Genomic DNA, 20765 nt, shown 5'->3' with positions numbered 1-20765 from the left:
GCTATACCAGCTTGAGGCGGTCGAGGCCGAGGATGCGGGCGAAGATGCCGAACAGCGCCAGGGTAAAGACGAGCAGGATGAAGCTGAGCGCTGCCGCCATCTCCCAATTCAGTTCGACATTGACATAGCTGGCGATGAAATTGCTGATCAGCTGGTCGCTGGCGCCGCCGATCAGCGCCGGCGTTATGTAGTAGCCGAGGCAGAGGATGAAGGTGAGCAGGCAGCCGGCCATGATGCCCGGAAAGACCTGTGGAAGGTAGACGCGGCGGAACGCGGTGAGAGGTTTTGCGCCGAGCGAATAGGCAGCCTTCATCTGCGAGGGCTGGATGGTGCGCATGACGCTGTAGATCGGCAGCAGGGTGAACGGCAGCTGGATGTGGGTCATGGCGATGATCAGGCCGATGCGGCTGTACATCAAATCGAACCGGTCGTCGGCGACGCCGAGCCACAGCAGCAGGTCGTTGACCAGGCCGAATTTCTGCAGGAGCACCGTCCAGGCCGCGGTTCGCACCAGGATCGACGTCCAGAACGGCAGCAGCACCGCAACGATGAGGATTGCGGCGAGGCCCTTGGGCACGGAGGCGATGAGATAGGCGAGGGGGAAGCCCAGGACCAGCGTGGCCAGGGTCACGGCTGCGGCGACCAAAAATGTGCGCATGAACACCTGCACGAAGATCGCCTGTTCGGGTGGCACTCTTTCGATGCCGCCATCGGCATTCCAGCGCAGGTCAAGCGCGCTCAGCAGATAGAACGACGTCACGCTATGGGTGCCGCTCTCGATGACCGGCCATGTGCCCGGCGCCGACCAGAACGGCACCGCTTTCATCACCTCCAGCGGCGGCCGGTCGGCAGAATCCAGTTGGCGCACCGTCTTGAGCACCTGGCTGCGCGCGCCGGGGAGGCGGGCGTTGAGGCTCTTGGCGAGTTCGTAGGCGGTGCCCTTGGCCTGATTGCTGCGGAGATCGGCGGCAAGGGCCAGGAACGCAGCATCGTCGGGCAGTCCGGTGCCGTTCCAGCCGCGCAATGCCTGGCTGGTCTGCGGCAAGGCGTCGGCAATCGTCGGATCATAAACGGCGCGCGACAGCAACAGGACAATCGGGATGCCGAAGCTCAATGCCAGCAGCACCAGCAAAGGTGCCGCCAGCGTCAGCGATCGCAGGCGGTCGCCGAGATCGGCGCGGCGAAGTGCAGCCGCAACCGACTTTGCTGCGCCGGAATCGGCGGCCGACCAGTCGCGGCTTGCCCGCGGCCGGTCCAGTTTCGTGGGCTCGAGCGCCGACATTTCCCTACTGCGCGAGCCAGGCGTTGAAGCGCTTGACCAGGTCCTCGCCATAGTCGCCCCAGAATTCGGTATCGGCGACCAGGTAAGCGCTCATGTGGTCGGGTGCGTTCGGCAATTTCGGCAGGGCGTCCGGCGCGACGAAGGAGGCCGCATCGATGCGCACCGGCCCGTAGGTGATGTAGCTGGCGAGCTTGGCGTTGATTTCCGGCTGGCTGATATAGGCAAGGTATTTGTAGGCCAGATCCGGGTTCTTGGCGCCCTTCGGAATGGCGATCATGTCATATTCGAGGATTTGGTTGTTCCAGACGATCTTGAACGGCGCCCCGTCCTTGTCGATGGCGTTCTGGATACGGCCGTTCCAGGCGGTGGTCATTACCACTTCCCTGGATGCGAGGAGCTGCGGCGGCTGTGCGCCGGCATCCCACCAGACGATGTCCTGCTTGATGGTGTCGAGCTTCTTGAAAGCGCGGTTGACGCCTTCGGGGGTTGCCAGCACCTCGTAGACATCGGCCGCCGCGACCCCGTCGGCCATCAGTGCCCATTCGAGGTTCTGTGCCGGAAACTTGCGCATCGCGCGCTTGCCCGGAAACTTCGTCGTGTCGAAGATGTCGAGGACCGAGGTTGGCGCCTCCTTCAGCACGTTAGGGTCATAGGCAAGGACATCGCCATAGGCGTCGAGACCGACGCCGCAGTCGAGCGCCGAACCTTCGATGAACTTTTCACGGGGGGCGATCCTGGAATAGTCGAGCCGCTCGAGAATGCCGGCGTCGCAACCCTGCAGCACAGTCGCCGTCTCGACAGTCACCAGATCGATCGGCACGTTGCCGGTATCGACCATCGCTTTGACCTTGCCAAGATCGCCAAGATATTCCTGCTCGACGATCTTGATCCCGGTTTCCTTGCTGAACGGCTCGAACCATGCCTTGCGCTGGGCATCCTGCCAGGCGCCGCCGCTGGCCATGATCGAAAGTTCGTCGGCGAAGGCGGCATTTCCCATGGTGATGAATGCTGTGGCTGCCGCGAAGGCGAACAGCCGGGCTTTTGTGATCTTCATTGTTCTTATTCCCCTGTTTTCGAGATGGAACCGCCCGTTCCGGCATCGGCCGGAAGGGCACGGCAGTCGGTGGGCGCGCAGGAAACCGTGACCGGCTCCCCGTTGCCCATGGTCGCTTCGGGGCCGACCTTGACGGTCAGCACCTGGCCGCTTTCCAGCCTGGCCAGAAGACGCTGGTGGTCCCCGAGATAGATGCGGCCTTCGACCGTGGCGGCTAACGCATTTGCACCGTTCGAAGCGGGCGCGAGCTTCAACCGTTCCGGGCGGATGGCGACATGGCAGGCCGCGCCTTCGGCGACGCCGATGGCCAGCGCGGCGACCGAACCGCCGCCGTACAGCGCGACGCGGCACTCCTTGCCGGAGACGCGCTCGACCTTGCCTTCCAGCGTGTTGTTCTCGCCGATGAAGCTGGCGACGAACGAGCTCTCCGGCGTGTTGTAGAGATCGTCAGGCGAACCGAGCTGGGCAATCCCGCCATTGTTGAACACGGCAACGCGGTCCGACATGGTCAGCGCCTCGCTCTGGTCGTGCGTCACATAGACGATGGTGACGCCGAGCATGGTGTGCAGCTGCTTGATCTCGATCTGCATGTGCTCGCGCAGCTTCTTGTCGAGCGCGCCGAGCGGCTCGTCCATCAGCACCAGGCTTGGCTCGAACACCAGCGCGCGGGCAAGCGCGACACGCTGCTGCTGGCCGCCGGAAAGCTGTGCCGGCCGCCGGTCGCCGAACTGCCGCAGCCGCACCATGTCGAGCGCGCGGCCGACGCGGGATGCCACGTCCGCTCTGGTGGTCTTGCGGACCGAGAGCGGGAAGGCGACGTTCTCCTCGACGCTCATGTGCGGAAACAGCGCGTAGTTCTGGAATACCATGCCGATGTTGCGTTCGTAGGGCGGCAGCCTGTCGACCGACCGGCCTTCAAGCGTGATGACGCCGCTGGTCGGCCGTTCGAAGCCGGCAAGCATGTTGAGCGTCGTCGTCTTGCCCGAACCTGAGGGGCCGAGAAGGGTGAGGAACTCGCCGCGCGCCACGCTGAGGTTCAGCCGTGTCACCGCGAAAGTGCGGCCGTCATAGGATTTCTCGACATCGACGAACTCGACAAATCCCCGGCCACCGGCATTGGGGCTGCCGACGTTGACCTCCGGTGCCGGACCCGCGCTGTCAGACAGGCCTGTCGCTTCGGCGATCACGGACGGAATTCCGTTGAGCGCCCGCAATGGCCGCTTGTCGAAACGAAATGGTGCTTGCCGTCCATGTGCCGGTCTCGCTTGACGCTGGCCGCGCAAGGCGGCAAACCAAACTTGTATGCTCACACAATCAATCGCCAAAGAACCATAGATGCAGACAAGTTTGCCCGTCAAGCGGCTTTCTTCGGTGTTGTATGAGATTTTCAGCCCGGATTTTGGAATTAGGCACCGGACAAGCGCTATTGTCCGGAACATTGTCTTATGCTAGATGCGCCGGTAGCCAGAGTGTCAACACACCGAAACCGCCAATCCGCATGCTTCAGGACCTGCAACTCGCCTCGGAAGAAGGCCCGGTCTACCGGCGCCTTGCTGACGCTATTGCCGAACGGATTACAGCCGGCACGCTTGCCGTTGGAGACAGGCTGCCGCCGCAGCGCGAGATTGCCCGCGCACTGGGCATCAACGTCACCACGGTGACGCGGGCGCTGTCGACGCTGCAGCAGCGCGGCCTGCTCGAAGCGCGGCCTGGACGCGGCACGACGGTGGCTGCCCGCAACGGCGGCGAAGGACCCGGTTTCGTGTCGGCACCAAGCGACGACAGCGGCGTCATCGACCTTTCCGTCAACCGGCCGGCAACCTCGGCCTATCTCGAAGCCCTGGCCCTGCTGCTGCCGCGCTTGGCTAAGGACCGGCACTACGCCACGCTTCAGGACTATCACCCGCCCGAGGGGCCGCTGTGGGCGAGGGCGGCGATTGCCGAGTGGATGCAGCCGGTCGCCGGCGACGGCGATCCCGGCCGGGTGGTGCTGGCGGCGGGTGCCCAGCATGGGCTGGATTGCGTGCTTGGCGCGGTGACCAGGCAGGGCGAGGTCGTGCTCGCCGACGAAGTGACCTATCAGGGCATCAATGCGCTATGCCGGGTGCATGGGCTCGATCTCAGAGGCATCGCCATGGACCGTGGCGGCATGCGGGCCGACGCCTTCGAGGCGGCCTGCGCGCAGCTGCGCCCGCGCGCGGTCTTCCTGGTGCCGACCCTGCACAACCCGACCACCATCACGCTGGGCGAGGAGCGCCGGCACGAATTGGTGACTGTCGCCCGTCGCCATAACGTCCTCATCATCGAGGATGACGTCTATCGGCCGCTGGCGGACAATCCGCCGCCGTCGCTTGCCAGCCTCGAGCCCGAATTGACGGTTCACATCGGCGCCTTGTCGAAATGCCTTGCCCCGGGACTGCGCCTCGGTTTTGTGATCGCGCCACGCGCCATAGCCGGGCAGGTCGCCGCGGCTTTGCGCATAAACTGCTGGAGCATCAGCCCTCTGACCGCGCTGATCGGCGCACGGCTGATAGAAGAGGGCTCGGCGGCGCGTATCATCGAAGCCCAGAAGCAGGAGCTTCGCCAGCGCCAGGCCATCCTCACCGAAATCCTCGGCCGCTACGATTTCCAGAGCCACGCCACCTCGACCCATGCCTGGCTGCGCCTGCCGGAGCCGTGGCGGGGCGCGGGTTTCGCTCGCACCTGCCTGGAACGTGGCGTTGCCGTTCTTCCCGGCGATGCCTTCGCGGTCGGGCGCGAACCGGTACAGCACGGGGTGCGCATCAATGTCGGCGCCGCGCGCTCGCTCGACGATCTGCGCACGGCACTGAACACCATGGCGGAACTGCTCGCGGCCGGGCATCTGCAACTGCCTGGCTTCGTCTAGGGGTTTAGTCATGGCAGCAGCGGAAACCGTTGAAATCGCCATTGTCGGCGCTGGCGTTATCGGGCTTGCGACGGCGCTCCGCCTTGCCGCCGAGGGCCGCGAAGTCTTGCTTGTCGACCCCAATGAGCCGGGCTCCGGCGCTTCGTTCGGCAATGCCGGAACGATCGCCGAATATGCCTGTATGCCGGTCGGCAATCCGGCCGTTCTGCGCTCGCTGCCAAAACTGCTGCTCGATCCAGACAGCCCTTTTTCGCTGCGCTGGCCGGCTCTGTTCCAGTTGGCGCCGTGGCTGGTCAGTTTTGTCAGAGAGTCGCTTCCGGCGGCCACCCGTGCCAATGCGCTGGCGCTCGCCGGGCTTCTGGCTGAGGCCCTGCCGGCCTGGGAGGAGATGGCAAAAGAGGCCGATATGGCCGATCTGCTGCGCCGCAACGGCTGCCTTTACCTATATCGTCGCGAGAGCGATTTCGCCAAGGCGGCTGGGGGCAGGGCGCTGCGCGCCGGGTTTGGCGTGCATCAGGAGGTTCTGATGCCGGGAGAGGTGGCAGCGCTGGAGCCGAGCCTGCCATCGGCCGGGGCCCGCGGACTGTATTTTCCGGATTCGATGAACGTCACCGATCCAAAGACGCTGATGCGGCGGCTGCTCGATGCCGGGACCGGCCGCGGCGTGTCGGTGGCGCAGGCTGGTGTAACCGGGCTGCGGGTCGAGGCGGACGGTGTCAGGCTCAGCGGATCCGGTCTTCGCGTCAAGGCGAACACGGTGGTGATCGCCGCGGGCGCGCAATCGCGGGCGTTGGCCATGCAGGCCGGCGACAGGGTCCCGCTCGAGACCGAACGCGGTTATCATCTCGAATTCCCGACCGAAGCGCCTCTGCTCAATCGTCCGGTCTGTCCTGTCGATCTCGGCTTCTACATGACGCCGATGACTGGCCGGCTGCGTGCCGCCGGAACCGTCGAGCTCGGCGGGCTTGCAGCGCCGGCAAATCCGCGCCGGCTGGCGCTGCTCGATCGCGGTGTCAGGCACTTCTTTCCCCAACTCGGCCGGTCTTCATCCGAATGGCTCGGGTTCCGGCCGTCGCTGCCCGATTCCCGGCCGGTCATTGGTCCGTCGCGTGGCAGCCATAGGGTGATCCACGCCTTCGGTCATGGTCATCTCGGCCTCACTCTGGCGCCGATCACGGCCTGCATGGTCGCCGACCTGATTGCCGGACGCGGCGATCCTGACCGCCTCGCGCCTTTTGCAGCGAACCGCTTCGACGCATGAAGTTACTTTGGCTCGGCCGCGATAGCGCAGCGCTTCGACCAGCACGGCAAAGGCCGGCGAGTTCTGTCTTCGGCTCGGATAGTAAAGGTGACTATTTTTCCCGCATGGCTCGGCGGAAATTCTGCGTGATCGGCTCGGCGAGGTAAGAAAGCACGGTGCGAGCACCCGTCCGGATCATCGCCTCGCTCGACATGCCGGGCAGCAGCTTACGGCCCTCCAGCTTGGCCAGTTCGCTCTTGTCGATCAACACGGTCGCGGCGAAATACGGTGCCCCGCTGCGCTCCTCCACCATGCGGTCAGCCGACACGATCCCCACGACGCCGTCGAGTGGCGGCAGGTTGTAGCGGGCGAAGGCCGGGAAGCTGACGCGCGCGCGCTGTCCGGGGGCGATCGTCTCGACATCCTCTGGTTTGACCATAGCCTCGACCACGAGTTGCTGTCCGAGCGGCACGATTGTCATCAACGTCTCACCGGGTTTCACGACACCGCCCGCAGTGTGGACCTTCAGCTCCATGACGATGCCGTCAACTGGTGCGACGACATTGGTACGGGCAAGCACGTCTTTGGCGGAACGCTCCTCCTGTCTGAGGTCAAACAACTCCGCCTCGACCTTGCTCAACTCCTCGACGGCCTCGTTCAGCCGCACTGTGTCGAGGTTCAAGATTTGCATGCCAATCTCGGCCATGGCGCTTCTGGCACGAGCGATTGCCGCAACGTTGGTAGCGCGCTCCCCCTCGATCTCCCGCTGTTGTCGTCTGAGCAACAGGTTCCGCTCGCGGGTGGTCAGCCCCCTCTTGAGCAGACTCTCAAGATCCTTGCTTTCACCCTCGATCGCCTCGATCTGCTTGTCCTCGGTGACGATAAGCTGCTCCAGTCCCGTTATCTCTTCCTCGGTCTGGTGACGGCGCTGACTGAGCATTTCCCGCTCGTCCTTCAAGTTGTGGTGCTTCGCCGCGAACACGTCACGCTGTGCGGCCACCGCATCCTTTGCGGCAGTGGCGGGGTTTGCGAGCAACGCCGGATCAAACTCGATCTCGGCCTTGCCGTCACGCTCAGTCCTGAGACGCGCGGCCAGCGCCTCACGCGTTGCTATCCGGTTCTGGAGCAGGTCAAGCTGCGTCTTTGCCTGTGTGTCGTCGAGTCGGATGAGGACCTTGCCCGCCTTGACGATATCACCGTTGGCGGCGTTCAACTCCGCGATGATGCCGCCCTCGAGGTGCTGGATGAGCTTGCGGTCGCCGGCGACCTTGATAACGCCCGGTGCCACTGCGGCGCTGTCCAACGGTGCCAGCGCCGCCCAACCCCCGGCCACGCCGAAGAACAGGAACATGATCGCGAACCCGGTGCGCGTCACGCCCGTGAGACGCAGGGGTACCGGTTCCAGTACGGAGGGTGGCGGGACAGGTAACGGCACGACGTTCATATCTGTTCTCGTTTTCATGCCTGGTTCGCCACTATAGTTGGCGTCTGACTCACCTTGCGGATGCGCGCGGCGAGTTCGTTGAAGACATAGTCACGTGGACCGAAGAGGTCTTGTTGGCCCCGATTGAGGACCAATATCTTGTCAACCTTCTCCATGATGTTCGGTCGGTGCGCGATCAGGACAATGGTCGTGCCCGCCGCCTTGACCGTGCTGAGGGCTGCGATCAATGCGTCCTCACCCTCGCGGTCGAGGTTGGAATTGGGCTCGTCCAAGATAATGAGTGCCGGGTCGCCGTAGAGTGCCCGCGCCAACCCGATGCGTTGGCGCTGCCCGCCTGACAGCACCGCGCCGGATTCGCCGATCTCGGTGGCGTAACCCTTCGGCAGTCCTTTGATCAGTTCGTGAACTCCCGCCAACTGCGCGGCCTTGACCACGTTGTTGAAGACCGCTGGACTGAGCTGCACGAAGCGGCAGATGTTTTCGGAGACGGTACCGGTGAAGAGCTCGATGTCCTGCGGCAAGTAACCGACATAATGACCACGGTCCTCCGCCGCCCATTGGGCAACGTCCATGCCGTCCAGTAGAGCACGCCCCCCGGATGGACGCCAAGCACCGGCCAGTATTCGCGCCAGACTCGTCTTGCCGGCCGCGCTCGGGCCGATCAACGCCATTGCTTCACCCGGCTTGAGCTGGAAGTTAATCCCTTTCAGGATGGGCTCGCCGCCCTGTCGGGCGAGTACGATGTTCTCGACCTCAAACTTACCTTTCGGACGTGGTAGTGGCAGAACCGGTGTGGCCTCCGGGTGCTGTCCGGCGACTGCGGTGAGACGCCGGTAAGCGGCACGCGCGCCGACCGTCGCCTTCCATGTGCCGATCGCTTGCTCGACCGGAGACAACGCGCGACCCATCAGGATTGCGGCGGAGATCATGATAGCGGGTGAAGCCTCGTTCCGAAGTACTAGATAAGCACCAAGGCCCAGTATGGCCATTTGCAGGGCCAGCCGGTGACAACGCGCGATGGCCGCGATGACGCCGCCACGGTTGGCAGCAAGAACTTGTCCTTTGTTTGCCTCGTCCTGCTGCGCCTTCCAGCCCTCCAGCAGCGGCTTTAACATGCCCATCGCCTGTACGACCTCGGCGTTGCGGATCGCCGCCTCAGCCTGCACGTATGCCCGCGACTGTGCGCTTGCGGCCTCGGTCAGCGGCTTGCGTGTGAGGTGTTCGTTGAGCAACGCCAACGCAAATAGTACGATCCCGCCGACCAGCGCCAACCAACCCAGCCAAGGGTGCATAAAGAATATGGCGATGAAAAATAGTGGTGCCCAAGGCGCGTCAAGGATCGGGAAGATGCTCGGGCTGGTGAAGAAATTCCGTACTTGATCCAGGTCGCGCAGCGGACGGGCGTTGGCCTGACCGGGCGCCGAGGCGGCATATTCGACCGAGGCGGTCAGGAGAACTGGTGCCAACCGCGCGTTCATCCACGATCCGACGGTAGCCAGAAGACGCCCGCGCACCACCTCAAGCGCCGCCATTGTCGCGAGTGCCCCTGCCGCCATCAGCGACAGCATCACCAACGTCTCCAGGCTGTGGCTGGACAACACGCGCTGATAGACTTGGAGCATATAAAGCGCCCCGGTCAGCATCAGCACGTTGATGCCGCCGCTGAACCAGATAAGCGGCCGGATCGCGCGTCTGGCCTCTTTCATCACCACCTGCAGGGCAGGGGGCTGTTGTTGGTTGGCTTTCATCATTTGGATGACATCTCGTGCAACAGATCGCGGGTGGCAGTACGGGGGCAGCATTAGCTGCCCCCGTTGGACAAATGTCAGGCGACGTCAACAAGTATGTGCTGTATCGCTGTCTGGTCCGCGTCCGCGTCCTCCACTTGGAAGGCGAAGTCGAGGTTGGCATCCGGCGTCTGGGTCACGGTCGTGGTGAAGCCGATGTCCGTGATCTTCAGCACGTCGTTATCGGTGGCGTCGAAGGCCACAAGGTTGGTGGTCGCATTGCTGCCGCCGCCAGCGCCGGTCGCCCTAGTCAGGTCGATCGCAGTGCCGGTGATCCCGTTGCCCGACTGCATGATCTGGGCACCCTGCATCACATAGTCTTCGCCGGCTGCGTTGTAGTCGTTCTGCTCGATGATCACGAGGCCGTCGTTATTGTCGAGCGTGAACTCGCTACTGTACGGGGCCGGGACCTGACCCGTCTTGAAGATGTCGGCGTTCGACACGTACACAGCCCGCGTGATCGTGGAGTTGTCGTCCGCGGTGCCGGCGATGTTGTCGGCACCGTTCTTGTCGATCAGGTCGAGGATCAGCATCAGGTCCTCGCTGTTGCCGATGCCGTCGAACTTGATGGCCATGGTGCCGGCGGTCGCCGTCGGGGTGGTAGGCTCGGCCGCGATACCGACGTTGCTGTTGAAGAACCGCAACGTGAGCAGTTCGCCTTTCTGGATCGTGTCACCGGCGACGCCGTTGGTGCTCTGCGTCGCAGACACCCACGTTTCATTGTTGTTACTCACCATCTCGTGAGGAGGAACGCCGTTGAACGTGGAGTCAGCGGATGACCCTTCGCCATTGTTCGTCAAGCTGAACGACGGGTTGGCGTTGTTGATCGCGTTGCCCGTGAACTGCACGTAGAAGTCTTCGTCATCCGGCGTGTTCGGGTCATCCGCCTGCAACCGTGCCACCACGATCGGCGGGTGGCCCGTGTTGCTCGTGGGCTCCTTGGATAAGAGCTCACTGGTGTGGATAACGTCGAAGCTGAAGCCTTCGAGCGGGTCGGTCAGCTTGATGGTATAAGTGTCGGCAACCTTGTCGAAGACGAGGGTGCCGCCCGCCGTGCCCTCCTGGAGGCCAGCCGCTGGGTCCTTGTCGTAGGTGAAGGTGAAGTTGAACGTCGCGGAGGTGAGACTCTCCGACGCGAGCGTCACGTTCGGGGTGAGGACATTACCTCCGCCGCCGCCGGTGATCGTGCCGCTGAGTCCGATCTGGACGCCAGCAAGCACGTTATCCTGGTCGACAAAGTCAGAACCGCCGTTCGTGTAGAACAGGGCCGTGTGAGCATCCGCGCCGATGTCGTACCCGAAGTCTCCGGTGTCCGACGCGTTGAGCGTGTTAGCCAGAGTCTCGTGCTGGATACCTGCGGTACCGGGGTCACCGTCGAACGGCACCGTGATCGTCGGAGCATCGTCCTTGAAGACGAGGCTTGTGCCGATGTTGATAGTGTCGTCGTCCTGATCGCCGTCACCGTCGGTGATGGTCGCCGTCAAAGTGACGAGATCATTGGACGCCAACGTCGTTTCCTGATCCGGGCCGGTGTCGGGCGAGTGTATNGTCGCCGTCAAAGTGACGAGATCATTGGACGCCAACGTCGTTTCCTGATCCGGGCCGGTGTCGGGCGAGTGTATAACAGCACGCGCCTGATCGAGTGTCACAGTACCGTCAGCAGCTACGCTGACCGTGAAGACGATATCGCCGGCGGCTGAACCGGCGCGACCGACCACGTCGTCGCCTTCGACGAAAAGCAGGACGGACTGGCCGGTTAAGGTGTCGGTGAGGCCGCTGTCGTTCGTGACCTGACTGATGCCAAGCGCATAGCTGATGGCGTCACCATCCGCACCGGCATTCGAGGTAAAGGCGGTCGANACAGCACGCGCCTGATCGAGTGTCACAGTACCGTCAGCAGCCACGCTGACCGTGAAGACGATATCGCCGGCGGCTGAACCGGCGCGACCGACCACGTCGTCGCCTTCGACGAAAAGCAGGACGGACTGGCCGGTTAAGGTGTCGGTGAGGCCGCTGTCGTTTGTGACCTGACTGATGCCAAGCGCATAGCTGATGGCGTCACCATCCGCACCGGCATTCGAGGTAAAGGCGGTCGAGAAATCCGCGCTGGCGTCGACCAGAAAGTTGGACTCATCAACCGTGAGCGTCGGCGGGACACCGGTTGCCGTGATCGTCGGAGCATCGTCCTTGAAGACGAGGCTTGTGCCGATGTTGACAGTGTCGTCGTCCTGATCGCCGTCACCGTCGGTGATGGTCGCCGTCAAAGTGACGAGATCATTGGACGCCAACGTCGTTTCCTGATCCGGGCCGGTGTCGGGCGAGTGTATNAAATCCGCGCTGGCGTCGACCAGAAAGTTGGACTCATCAACCGTGAGCGTCGGCGGGACACCGGTTGCCGTGATGCTCGGCCCGTCATCGTCAAATTTGATGAAGGAGCCGACCTCTTCGTTGTGAGCGTTGGCTACTTCACCGCCAAAGTGCAACTCCTTGACATCGAAAAAGTCATGCTCCGAGTCGATATTCTTGATGGTGAAGCGGTCAAAGGTTCCGCCAGCCCCGCCTGCGGTCGTGAATCGACCGTCACGCCCTCGCCGACATCGAGAAGGATCAGTCCAGTGCCGGTGAGATCAACCGTGATGCCCAGGGCCGCGGCTGTTGTTGCGACGCCGTTCAGTTTGAAAGTCACTCCGGTGATATTGATCTCCGCATCGTTGTCATCACCGGGGAGCGCAGCGCCTTCCGCGTTGTCGTCATTATTATAGGCGTGGATCTCGATGTCAGCCACGGTGTTGGTCGGCGTGGACTGCGAGACTGAAAAACCCGCGCTGGAGACGTTCTCGATGTGGTCGATGTAGTCAGGCGCGATTGGCGCGTTGGTAAAGTTCTTACCCGCGCTCTGGGTGCCGCCGTTGATCAGGTCGATCTGAAGCTCACGGCCAAAGCGCACGTCTTGAGATGCGACACCGAAGCCTTGCGTGCTGATGTTGACTTCAGTTTGCACGCCATTGTCGTGAGCCGTGACAAGAATCTTCTGCGGGCTCGCTACGTCGGCGTCGAGGATATACCAATTGTTGTGTCCAGGAGGGGCGTCACCAAGCTGGCTGAAATTAACCACGGAGGTCCCCGTGACCGAGGCGAACACCTTATCAGTCAGATCGATTTGGTCGTCCGGCAAGGTGGGGTCCAGATGGAGCAACGGCACATACTCGACCGTGTACAGGTCCGCATTGGTGGCGCTGGTGGGGATCAGCGCAAACGAGAAGGCGAGCGGCCCGGTCTCAGCGGGCTCGACGAGCGGATCAGAGGTACCAATGACGCCGATCACGACGTTTGGATCAGTTGGGTCTTGGAACAGCCAGACATAATTGCCATCGACCGTCCGAATGCCGCTGTTCACGCCGTCGGTGGTGGAAAACGGGTCCCCGTCGGAGTTCTGGGCGAGAACGACCGAGGTGATGGTTTCCCCTGCGCTCGCCGAGGCCACCACGAAGTCGGTCTGGAAGGCGACCTCCGGTGAGGTCAGCCCGCCCGCATCGTCGAGACTTAGGAGATATAGCAGCGTGGCGTTGGTGCTGTGCGGCGAAACGGACGGGTCAATATCATCGTCCTGAAGACCGGTGGTCTCGTCGATGATGATGTCTTGGGTCTCGATGTCGAGTGCCATGGAGATTCTCCTTGGTTAAAACGCTTCAAGAAAAGGGATCCACCCCCAGGTGCCCGGAACTATCCGGCCAAAGTCACCTGAGACATCCGATGACGCCGGAATGCACCTGCATGGGTGCACCCCGATCGCGTACTGATTGGCGGCCCTCAATTGTTATTGTTCGCCGATGGAGAGGACGCGTCCATTCTCGGTTCGATAGTATTGTGGTGAATGCCCGCACCTGATCGAACGATATAGATCCTTCGATTATCAGGGTGCGACAGGCGCTTGCGCTAGCCGCGCTAAAGCATTGGATGATCCAAAGGCGGAAACCGCTTTGGGAAAATCCAATGCTCAAACAAAAGAGACAGATCGGCGACACGATTCGACTTGAGAATTTGCCACTGTGGCATGACGGGCCCGGTAGCCACGCGGTTTGCTGTCCATTGTCGGCGCTTGCCGACGCCGGCGGCCTCGCCGCCGGGTCGAAAGCAATATTACAGCAGGCCTTTGTTGCCTGTTCCCCGATGGTCGGCGCCTTCGCCATGTGCCGCCCAGGCCAGCTCTGCCCTGCTGCCGAGGTGGAGCTTCTCGTAGACGTGATGCAAGTGCATCTTCACCGTGCCTTCGGAAACATGCAGCCGCTGCGCGATGGTCTTGTTCCGCAAGCCGCGCGAAACCAGGTCGGCGACTTCCTTCTCGCGCTCGGTGAGCTTGTGTTCGGCCTGGTGCAGCGATCGCGGTATTAGAAGATGCTGGAGGATGTTGTTGTCGACCCATTTTCGACCGGCCGCTACGACATTTACGCATTCGACAAGATAGCTATGGCTGATGCCGTCCAGCAGCAAACCGTCGGCGTCGAGCTCCTGTATGTCCTTGACGCCGAACCCGCCGTTTGGTTGCAGGATGAAAATTATGCCCAGCGCGCTGTTCATAGTTCTGAGTCGAGAGGAGAGACTGGCCGTCTGCTGACTGGCAATGTCCACGCCTATGACGACAATATCAGGCCGATGACGCTCTACATGCGGGACAACGTCAATTATGCGATGGCAGTTTGCCACAACGCTGTGGCCAGCCTTCCGCAGAACCCACTCCAGACCGGCGAGATATACCCCCCGCGGGTCCGCGACAACCAAGGTTGACATGCGAACATCGTCCCCAAAAAACGCACGACTTACTTAATTATCAATGAACCAAGGAAAGCAGAGCTCCGAGCGTTTGTCAAGAAATCGCTAATATACCTGCAGCTATAACAGTAGCCCAGGCTAGGGCCATGCCGGGCACCGGCTGCCCTAGCCTGGCACGCACGTGTAGCATCGATACCATGGCTGATGCTGCGTCGGGCTGGCTCGCGGCGCGCTTTAGGTCGACCGGGTGCGCCCTCGTCGATCTGCTGGTGGCGGGCAAACGAGAGCGCGCGCGTAGCTCCATCCCCGGCTGGTTTTCACGTCAGGCATGCTAGAGTCGGTTGGCCCAATCTGGACGCAAGGCGGACTCCCGCCCGTCGAGCCATATCAAGTTCTGCCCCGGCGACATTCAAGCAAAAACCCGCCCCGGTCTCCGGAGCGGGTCTGTTGCCTGAGGCGGAACTCAACACATGTCCGCAGCCGCAAGGTCGCCTCGCGATGCTGAAGATCTGGTTAACCGGCCATATTTGATTCAAATCCAGCTGTGGATGTTCGCCTTTGGGTAAATCGAAATGGGCCATCGTTGTCCAGCGGCGGGCAAAAGGAGAATCCATGACCAGTGACTTTGCCGCAGCCCACCTCCATCTTGAACGAGCCTGTCACTATTTGCGCGGCGATGACGAGACGAGCAGCGCGGCGCGCGCCGCCCTGGACATCCTGATCGATGCAATTGTCGCAGCCCAGTACAAGCGTCCGCCCGCTGACGTGGTGGAATTTCCCAGAACGGCAAAGCAGCGTTAGTCGGCGAAGAGCGGCGCATCCGCAGGATTAATGCGCCGCTTCAAGTTCTTGTTTTCATACATGTCGTCGTCTTGACATGTCGTTGTCCTGATACTGCTGCGCGCCCTCGGGTCAGGCCCGAGGGCATGCCTTGGGCGACATGCAGTCGCGGGCGAAACAAATGGAGCGGGATGGCCAGTTCAAATTAAACGCATCCCGCTTTGGGTCCGCCGCACCTCTCCCAATGGCTGATGCTCGGCAGCAGGAGCTACCGACGACGGCGGATTGACTCTTACTCTGCGCTCGTGCTGATGTTGCAGTGCAACATAGAACGGTTCCGAAGGCGCGCCAAGTCGTCCCCAGTTGGGCGCCAAAAGAACCTGCAGGGGAACTTGAGGGGGCTTAACTGGTGTTTATTGGGCAGCAGCAGTATTCAAGCGCGACACCGATATGGAACGTTGGTCGCAGCAAGATCACGAAAGTCAGAGGACGGGACGATACATTTGACGGGTTGACCGCATTTGCCCCGTTCTGGGCAATGGCGGCGATCTTCAGTATCGCCGGTGATATCTACTCCATGCTTGGCGACAAGGGGCCGCTGTTTGCCGCTCTGAGCTGGTCGGTCGTCCTGTTCAGCCTGCTACTCCTGCTGTACCCGCGGCGAACCGAGTTCTTGATCGGGCTCGTGATGGTATCGCTTGTGCTGTACGCGCTGCGCATGCCGGTCGCTTCGAACAACAAGACGATCACGGCGGTGATGAACGGGGCTATCCTGCTCAGTGCGGCAGTGCTCTATCTGCGGGCCGCCGGCCGCGGCGCCGCGCTGGCCCGGATGGAGCTTTATCAACAGATCCGGATCGTCGCCCGGGCGCTGCTCGCCATCATGTATTTCTACGGCATCTTCCACAAGATCAACACCGATTTCCTCGATCCTTCCGTGAGTTGCGCGGTGGGCCTCTACGCTCCGCTGGCTCGTCCGTTCGGCCTCGAGGACAATCTGTTTGGCCGGTATCTTGCGATCTTCGCCACCTTCGTCATTGAGGCGATCGCGATCGTGTCTCTCTACTGGAAGCGCTATTTCGCCGTGGGGTTCATCCTCGCACTCGTCTTCCATTACGTGATCCCGATCTCGGCCTATTCCTGGTACATGGACTTTTCCAGCCTGGTGTTCGCGCTGTATGTGCTGAGCATCCCCACGCCCGCCAGCGAGGCGCTCTATCGCACCTCGCTGGAGTTTACCAATCCGCTGCGCGAGACGTTCGGCCGGATCGGGATCTTGCTGCCGGGCGCGGCCGTGATGCTGGTCGCGGTCACTCTCGTCATTGTGCTCACTTATGCTTTTCCCGGGCGCTCCTTCGACATGATGGTCCACTCCGTCTGGATCCTTATTTGGGCGGTAGTGAGCGGCGCGGCGATGGTCGTGCTGTCCCATGTGGCCCTGCAGAACCTGCCTTGCCGGACCGTCTCCTCGCCGCGCCAGCCGCTCTGGGTCTATTTGGTGCCGGGCTTGTTCTTCCTCTCCTGCCTGTCACCCTATGTCGGGCTCAAGACGGAGAGTTCCATCAACATGTTCAGCAATCTGCACACGGAAGCCGGCCAGACCAACCATCTGCTCTTTCCCAAGCCACCATACATGTTCAACTATCAGAACGAGGTGGTGAAGATCGTTGATTCCTCCGAGCCCCATCTCGTCCGGCAGTCGCGGGCGGGCAATTACCACGTGCTCCTCGATGTGAAGAAACAACTGCGCCGGAAGCCCGAGGCTTGGGTGACTTACGTGAAGGATGGCGAGACGATTACCGGCGCCAACGCCTCGACCTTCGCAGGCGAAATGCCCAGCCTCCTCGAACGCAAGTTGCTTATGTTCAAGCTGGTGGATTTCTCGCGGCCGAAGGCCTGCACCCACTGAACGCCGCTTTCACGGAAATTGGCAGATGTCGCCGGACAGTCGACTTAAGCCATCCAATGCCCAATCGCGTCGCGATTGTTAAGAGTCACGAGTCGCTTTAAGTTCATGGTCGCTATCGCAAAACCGCTGCGCATCCTCGGTCAGGGCCTGAGGGCATGCTTTAGCGCCGTTCGAGGTCGGCAGGGATCAGCGAGCGGCCGCGAAGCCTCAGGGTGGCCCGGCGTCCGAGCTTGAGCGCCGGATAGATCAGCCGCGCGGCCGTCCTGTTTGAGAGAATCCTGCGGTTGAGCCAGCCGAAAAGCGTCGAAGAGGAACTGAGGATCGCCAGGAGATTGATGGCTTCCTCGCCGTGGTAGACGCGATCCTCTAAAACGAAGAGCATGCCCTCGTTCAGGTCGAAGCCCTGGCGCTGAAACCCGACAACGCGCGGGTCGCCGGAGCGCGCGTCGAGCAGCTCGACAGGACCGACCGCGTCGCGCAGCCGGGCAAAGCGGACATAGCTCTGGCAGAAGATGCAGTCGCCATCATAGACGATAAGCGCCGTCTTCCCGGGTGGCTTCATTGCAGCGTCGGATCCTGACTGTGCCCGATCGGTGCTTCTACGGAGCTATCGATCGCGCAATTGCCGTAGAATGCGCAGCCGGAGACGACGGGCAGATTGCTGAAGGCGTCGACGATGGCGACGAGCACCAGCCCGACAATGCCGAGCATCAACATTTTCTTATAGGCGGACAAGTCGCGAAGCATCTTGGTCCTTTGCTGCTTGAATCGGACCTGGTCGATCCGAGGTCAAAGCGCGATCGATTTCAACAGCGGGCTGGTTGCAAGAACGGCAGCCCGTGCCGGCCAAGGTTTCCTATCGCTTGAACTGCCATAGTCAGCACCAGCCTGTTATTGTGCAACGCAACAATGGGTGAAGATCGGCGGAAAATCAAGCGGAATGCTGAATTTCGCCGACTTTTGCGACATTGCGTCGGCGGCAACCGGCAATGCGGACCTCCAAGCCAGTTCGCACTTGCCACAAAGTATGATGCGGTGCACAATCGCCATCGAAACCGAAGGACCGGGCCGGCCGATAAGCCGTATCCAGGAAACGCTGAAGTTGAACCTGCCCATACGTGAGACCTGGCTGGACACTGCCAAGGGCTTGGGAATCACCCTCGTCGTCATGGCCCACGTCCTCGACCACAGCACCTGGCGCTGGGCGCACCCGATTTACTTTACGGCATCGCTGTTCTTCATGCCGTTCTTCTTCATCATATCCGGCTACCTTTTTGCCGTCACGGAGAGGAAGGCGCTTTTCCGGAAGCGCGTCCAGGGCCTGCTCATTCCCTATGTGATGTTTCTCGGCGCGATCATGGCGAGCGTGCTCGTTGTGGACTTTTTGCGCGGCGACACACCCGCGCCCTGGCAGATCAGGGAACTCATCACCGACGCGCTGCTGGGCGGACGGCACCTGACGCGCGAACTCGGCGTGTTCTGGTTCGTCACCTGCCTCGTCGCCACGCAACTTGTCTATAACGAGGTCGCGATCAGGACCAGCGGGCCGACCGATCCCGGCATGCTGATCTTCGTCGGCGCATCCGTCGGCCTCGCCTATTCAATCCAGGCCTATTGGCAGGACGTGCGCGCGCCGCTGGCACTGACGAACGTGCCGCTCGCCATCGGCGCATTCTGGTTCGGACATTTCCTGCGCGAACGCGGCATGAGCGCGCTGTGGTCGGCGGTGTTTGTCGTGGCGGTTGCCGGGGTCGCGCTCGCGGCGGCGCGGACAGGGTCCGACTTTACCTTCAGCATGAAGAACGCCATTTTCGGCCCGCCGCTTCTCGGCCTGCTCGTTGCATTGGCGATCTCGACCTTTATCCTCGGCCTCGTCCGCTTCATGGCGATGCCGAGCTTGCGCATCGCTCCGCTGGCGGAAATCGGCGCAGCCTCCCTGGTGATCATGTTCGTCCATCAGTTCGTTCATTTCACGCTGCGGGACTTCGGAATGTCTTCCGAGTTGGCGCTGATCGCCCTGTCGCTCGGATTTCCCTATCTGCTCTATCGCGGACTGAGATCGTCCCGGATACTGTCGCCCTGGTTCATCGGAAGCGGAGACCTGGCGCTCAGCATCCAACTGATGAGGCGGAGCCTCGCCTTCCGGGCAGGCTGAGCAAGAACGCGGATCGTCTGCCTTGCCGGCCCGGGGCGTGCGCGTGTCGGCATCCGATTACGATCCCCCGGGCAGACCTTCCTGGCCCCTGTTCCCGCGAGCGCGGCGGGCGTATTCTCGCGGTCCGACGGGTCGAAAATCATCAGGGGAGGAGATTGCGATGGCTGAGGCAACGCGCCACGACGCTTGGCAGGCCGGGGATAGTTACGACCTCTATATGGGGCGATGGAGCCGTCAGATCGCTCCACCTTTTCTGGATTGGCTCGATCCGGCGGAGGATCTGGACTGGCTGGAGGTGGGTTGCGGAACCGGGGCGCTGTCGGCAGCCATCCTGGCCCGTTGCAATCCCAGGAGCCTGGTGTCCATAGATCCGTCGGAGGGTTTTCTCGCCAAGGCGCGGGCAAACGTGCCGGACAAGCGTGTCGCGTTTCTCGCAGGCGATGCGCAGGCCTTGGCAGTCGAATCGGGCAGCAAGGACATGGTCGTGTCGGCGCTTGTTCTCAACTTCGTCCCCGACAGGCAAAAGGCGCTCGCCGAGATGCGGCGGGTGGCCCGCCCTGGAGCGACGATTGGATTCTATGTGTGGGATTATCCTGGCGGCGGGGTGGAATTCATGCGGGCCTTCTGGACCGCTGCGACGGCGCTTGACCCCGGTGCCATCGACCTTACCGAGGACAGGCGTTTTCCATTTTGCACACAAGATGGATTGACCGATCTCGCGGAGAAGGCAGGCCTGGGCTCCATCGACTCCACCCGGATTGAAATGCCGGCCGTGTTCAAGGACTTTGAGGACTACTGGCGTCCCTTCACCCTGGGTGCGGGACCAGCGCCCGGCTACTGCATGAGTCTCGACCCCGCAGCTCGCCAGAGATTGATGGAGAGGCTCCGCGACAGTCTGCCGCGCGGCGAGGGCGGGTCCATTCCCCTGAAAACGAGAGCCTGGGCAGTCAAGGCGAAGGTGCGCTGATGACCGGCAGCCCATGTCCGCGCCAGACCGGCAGGCGGCCAATCATAGACTGCCGGCGCAAAGTTCGGGTTGACCGGCCTTGTGCGCGAAGCGACTATTCGTCTGGACAGCCGAGATGCAGATTGCACGAGGAGATTACGATGGACGAGCCCGATCGCTGGCGTCACATGTCGAGCGCGCCAAGGGATGGCAGCCGAATCCTTGTCACGGTTCGGCCGTCGGAGCAGGGGCCGGCGGAAGTCGACCTGGCTTACTGGTCTCGAGCCGACCAGTTCGGCAGCGAAGGCTGGCGCGCTTCCGACTCGTCGCCCGGACGCGTGGTTGAATACGCCGAGCCCGAGCTGAAATGCTGGATGCCACTGCCGACAGCCAATCTGAGCAAGGGTTCATTGCCGAGCCCCTGGGACGAAGAAGATGTCCCGCTGCTGGATGGGTCGGGGATATGAGGCTGAGCGCGAAGGGGAGTTTTCACCGTAAAAAGGCCATTGGG

General features: G+C 62.0%; 16 protein-coding genes and 1 pseudogene. 8 read left to right on the top strand and 9 right to left on the bottom strand.

Annotated elements, in window-relative coordinates; all coding sequences use genetic code 11:
* Position 1: 1 nt before the first annotated feature.
* Genes X738_RS57480 through X738_RS57470 form a run of 3 tightly spaced genes read right to left on the bottom strand, consistent with a single transcriptional unit; the run spans position 2 to position 3502 of the window.
* A complete protein-coding gene (locus X738_RS57480) occupies positions 2–1282 on the bottom strand; it encodes an ABC transporter permease (RefSeq protein WP_023799148.1) in 1281 nt (426 codons plus the stop codon).
* A gap of 4 nt (positions 1283–1286) precedes the next feature.
* Positions 1287–2336 carry an ABC transporter substrate-binding protein gene (locus X738_RS57475; protein ID WP_023799147.1) on the bottom strand — a complete coding sequence of 350 codons (1050 nt, stop codon included), beginning with the start codon at positions 2334–2336 and terminating at the stop codon, positions 1287–1289.
* A gap of 5 nt (positions 2337–2341) precedes the next feature.
* Complete coding sequence (locus tag X738_RS57470) at positions 2342–3502, bottom strand: ABC transporter ATP-binding protein (RefSeq protein ID WP_051407825.1); 1161 nt, start codon at positions 3500–3502, stop codon at positions 2342–2344.
* Positions 3503–3834: 332 nt separating this feature from the next.
* On the opposite strand from X738_RS57470, the gene X738_RS57465 reads away from it, so the two are divergent.
* Both X738_RS57465 and X738_RS57460 read left to right on the top strand, forming a co-directional pair.
* On the top strand, positions 3835–5223 hold the full coding sequence (locus X738_RS57465) for an aminotransferase-like domain-containing protein (protein ID WP_023799145.1): 1389 nt from the start codon (positions 3835–3837) through the stop codon (positions 5221–5223).
* Between the two features lie 10 nt (positions 5224–5233).
* Complete coding sequence (locus X738_RS57460; RefSeq protein WP_023799144.1) at positions 5234–6484, top strand: NAD(P)/FAD-dependent oxidoreductase; 1251 nt, start codon at positions 5234–5236, stop codon at positions 6482–6484.
* A gap of 91 nt (positions 6485–6575) precedes the next feature.
* On the opposite strand, the gene X738_RS57455 is transcribed toward X738_RS57460, so the two are convergent.
* The 4 genes and pseudogenes from X738_RS57455 to X738_RS86985 form a co-directional block, all read right to left on the bottom strand.
* On the bottom strand, positions 6576–7907 hold the full coding sequence (locus tag X738_RS57455; protein ID WP_245277655.1) for an HlyD family type I secretion periplasmic adaptor subunit: 1332 nt from the start codon (positions 7905–7907) through the stop codon (positions 6576–6578).
* A 14-nt stretch (positions 7908–7921) separates the two neighbouring features.
* Complete coding sequence (locus X738_RS57450) at positions 7922–9655, bottom strand: type I secretion system permease/ATPase (RefSeq protein ID WP_023799142.1); 1734 nt, start codon at positions 9653–9655, stop codon at positions 7922–7924.
* A gap of 77 nt (positions 9656–9732) precedes the next feature.
* Positions 9733–13358, bottom strand: a pseudogene (locus X738_RS57445) (DUF5801 repeats-in-toxin domain-containing protein).
* Positions 13359–13834: 476 nt separating this feature from the next.
* Positions 13835–14005 (bottom strand): response regulator transcription factor, encoded by a 171-nt coding sequence (locus X738_RS86985; RefSeq protein ID WP_245277662.1) that lies wholly within the window; start codon positions 14003–14005, stop codon positions 13835–13837.
* A gap of 84 nt (positions 14006–14089) precedes the next feature.
* Here X738_RS86985 and X738_RS86980 point away from each other — a divergent pair, with 84 nt between their 5' ends.
* From X738_RS86980 to X738_RS57435, 3 genes are all read left to right on the top strand, one after another.
* Positions 14090–14479 (top strand): hypothetical protein, encoded by a 390-nt coding sequence (locus X738_RS86980; RefSeq protein ID WP_245277663.1) that lies wholly within the window; start codon positions 14090–14092, stop codon positions 14477–14479.
* 597 nt (positions 14480–15076) lie between these two features.
* On the top strand, positions 15077–15265 hold the full coding sequence (locus X738_RS57440; RefSeq protein ID WP_023799140.1) for a hypothetical protein: 189 nt from the start codon (positions 15077–15079) through the stop codon (positions 15263–15265).
* A 490-nt stretch (positions 15266–15755) separates the two neighbouring features.
* A complete protein-coding gene (locus X738_RS57435; RefSeq protein ID WP_210163890.1) occupies positions 15756–17153 on the top strand; it encodes a thiol-disulfide oxidoreductase in 1398 nt (465 codons plus the stop codon).
* A gap of 160 nt (positions 17154–17313) precedes the next feature.
* Here the strand turns inward: X738_RS57435 and X738_RS57430 are convergent, their stop codons facing one another.
* Both X738_RS57430 and X738_RS57425 read right to left on the bottom strand, forming a co-directional pair.
* Positions 17314–17715 carry a DCC1-like thiol-disulfide oxidoreductase family protein gene (locus X738_RS57430; protein WP_023799138.1) on the bottom strand — a complete coding sequence of 134 codons (402 nt, stop codon included), beginning with the start codon at positions 17713–17715 and terminating at the stop codon, positions 17314–17316.
* Complete coding sequence (locus tag X738_RS57425) at positions 17712–17864, bottom strand: hypothetical protein (protein ID WP_156942587.1); 153 nt, start codon at positions 17862–17864, stop codon at positions 17712–17714. Before X738_RS57425 ends, X738_RS57430 begins: the two co-directional genes overlap by 4 nt.
* Positions 17865–18255: 391 nt before the next feature.
* Between X738_RS57425 and X738_RS57420 the strand changes: the two genes are divergently transcribed.
* The 3 genes from X738_RS57420 (at position 18256) to X738_RS57410 (ending at position 20721) form a co-directional block, all read left to right on the top strand.
* The gene (locus tag X738_RS57420) at positions 18256–19308 is read left to right on the top strand and encodes an acyltransferase family protein (RefSeq protein ID WP_198032815.1); all 1053 of its coding nucleotides are present in this window, start codon (positions 18256–18258) and stop codon (positions 19306–19308) included.
* Positions 19309–19468: 160 nt separating this feature from the next.
* Complete coding sequence (locus X738_RS57415; protein ID WP_023799135.1) at positions 19469–20275, top strand: class I SAM-dependent methyltransferase; 807 nt, start codon at positions 19469–19471, stop codon at positions 20273–20275.
* A 140-nt stretch (positions 20276–20415) separates the two neighbouring features.
* A complete protein-coding gene (locus tag X738_RS57410) occupies positions 20416–20721 on the top strand; it encodes a hypothetical protein (RefSeq protein ID WP_023799134.1) in 306 nt (101 codons plus the stop codon).
* Positions 20722–20765: the final 44 nt, after the last annotated feature.

Origin of the sequence: Mesorhizobium sp. L48C026A00, assembly GCF_000502375.1 — a bacterium.
Lineage (GTDB): Bacteria > Pseudomonadota > Alphaproteobacteria > Rhizobiales > Rhizobiaceae > Mesorhizobium > Mesorhizobium muleiense.
This window is presented reverse-complemented; position numbering and strand designations above follow the sequence as displayed.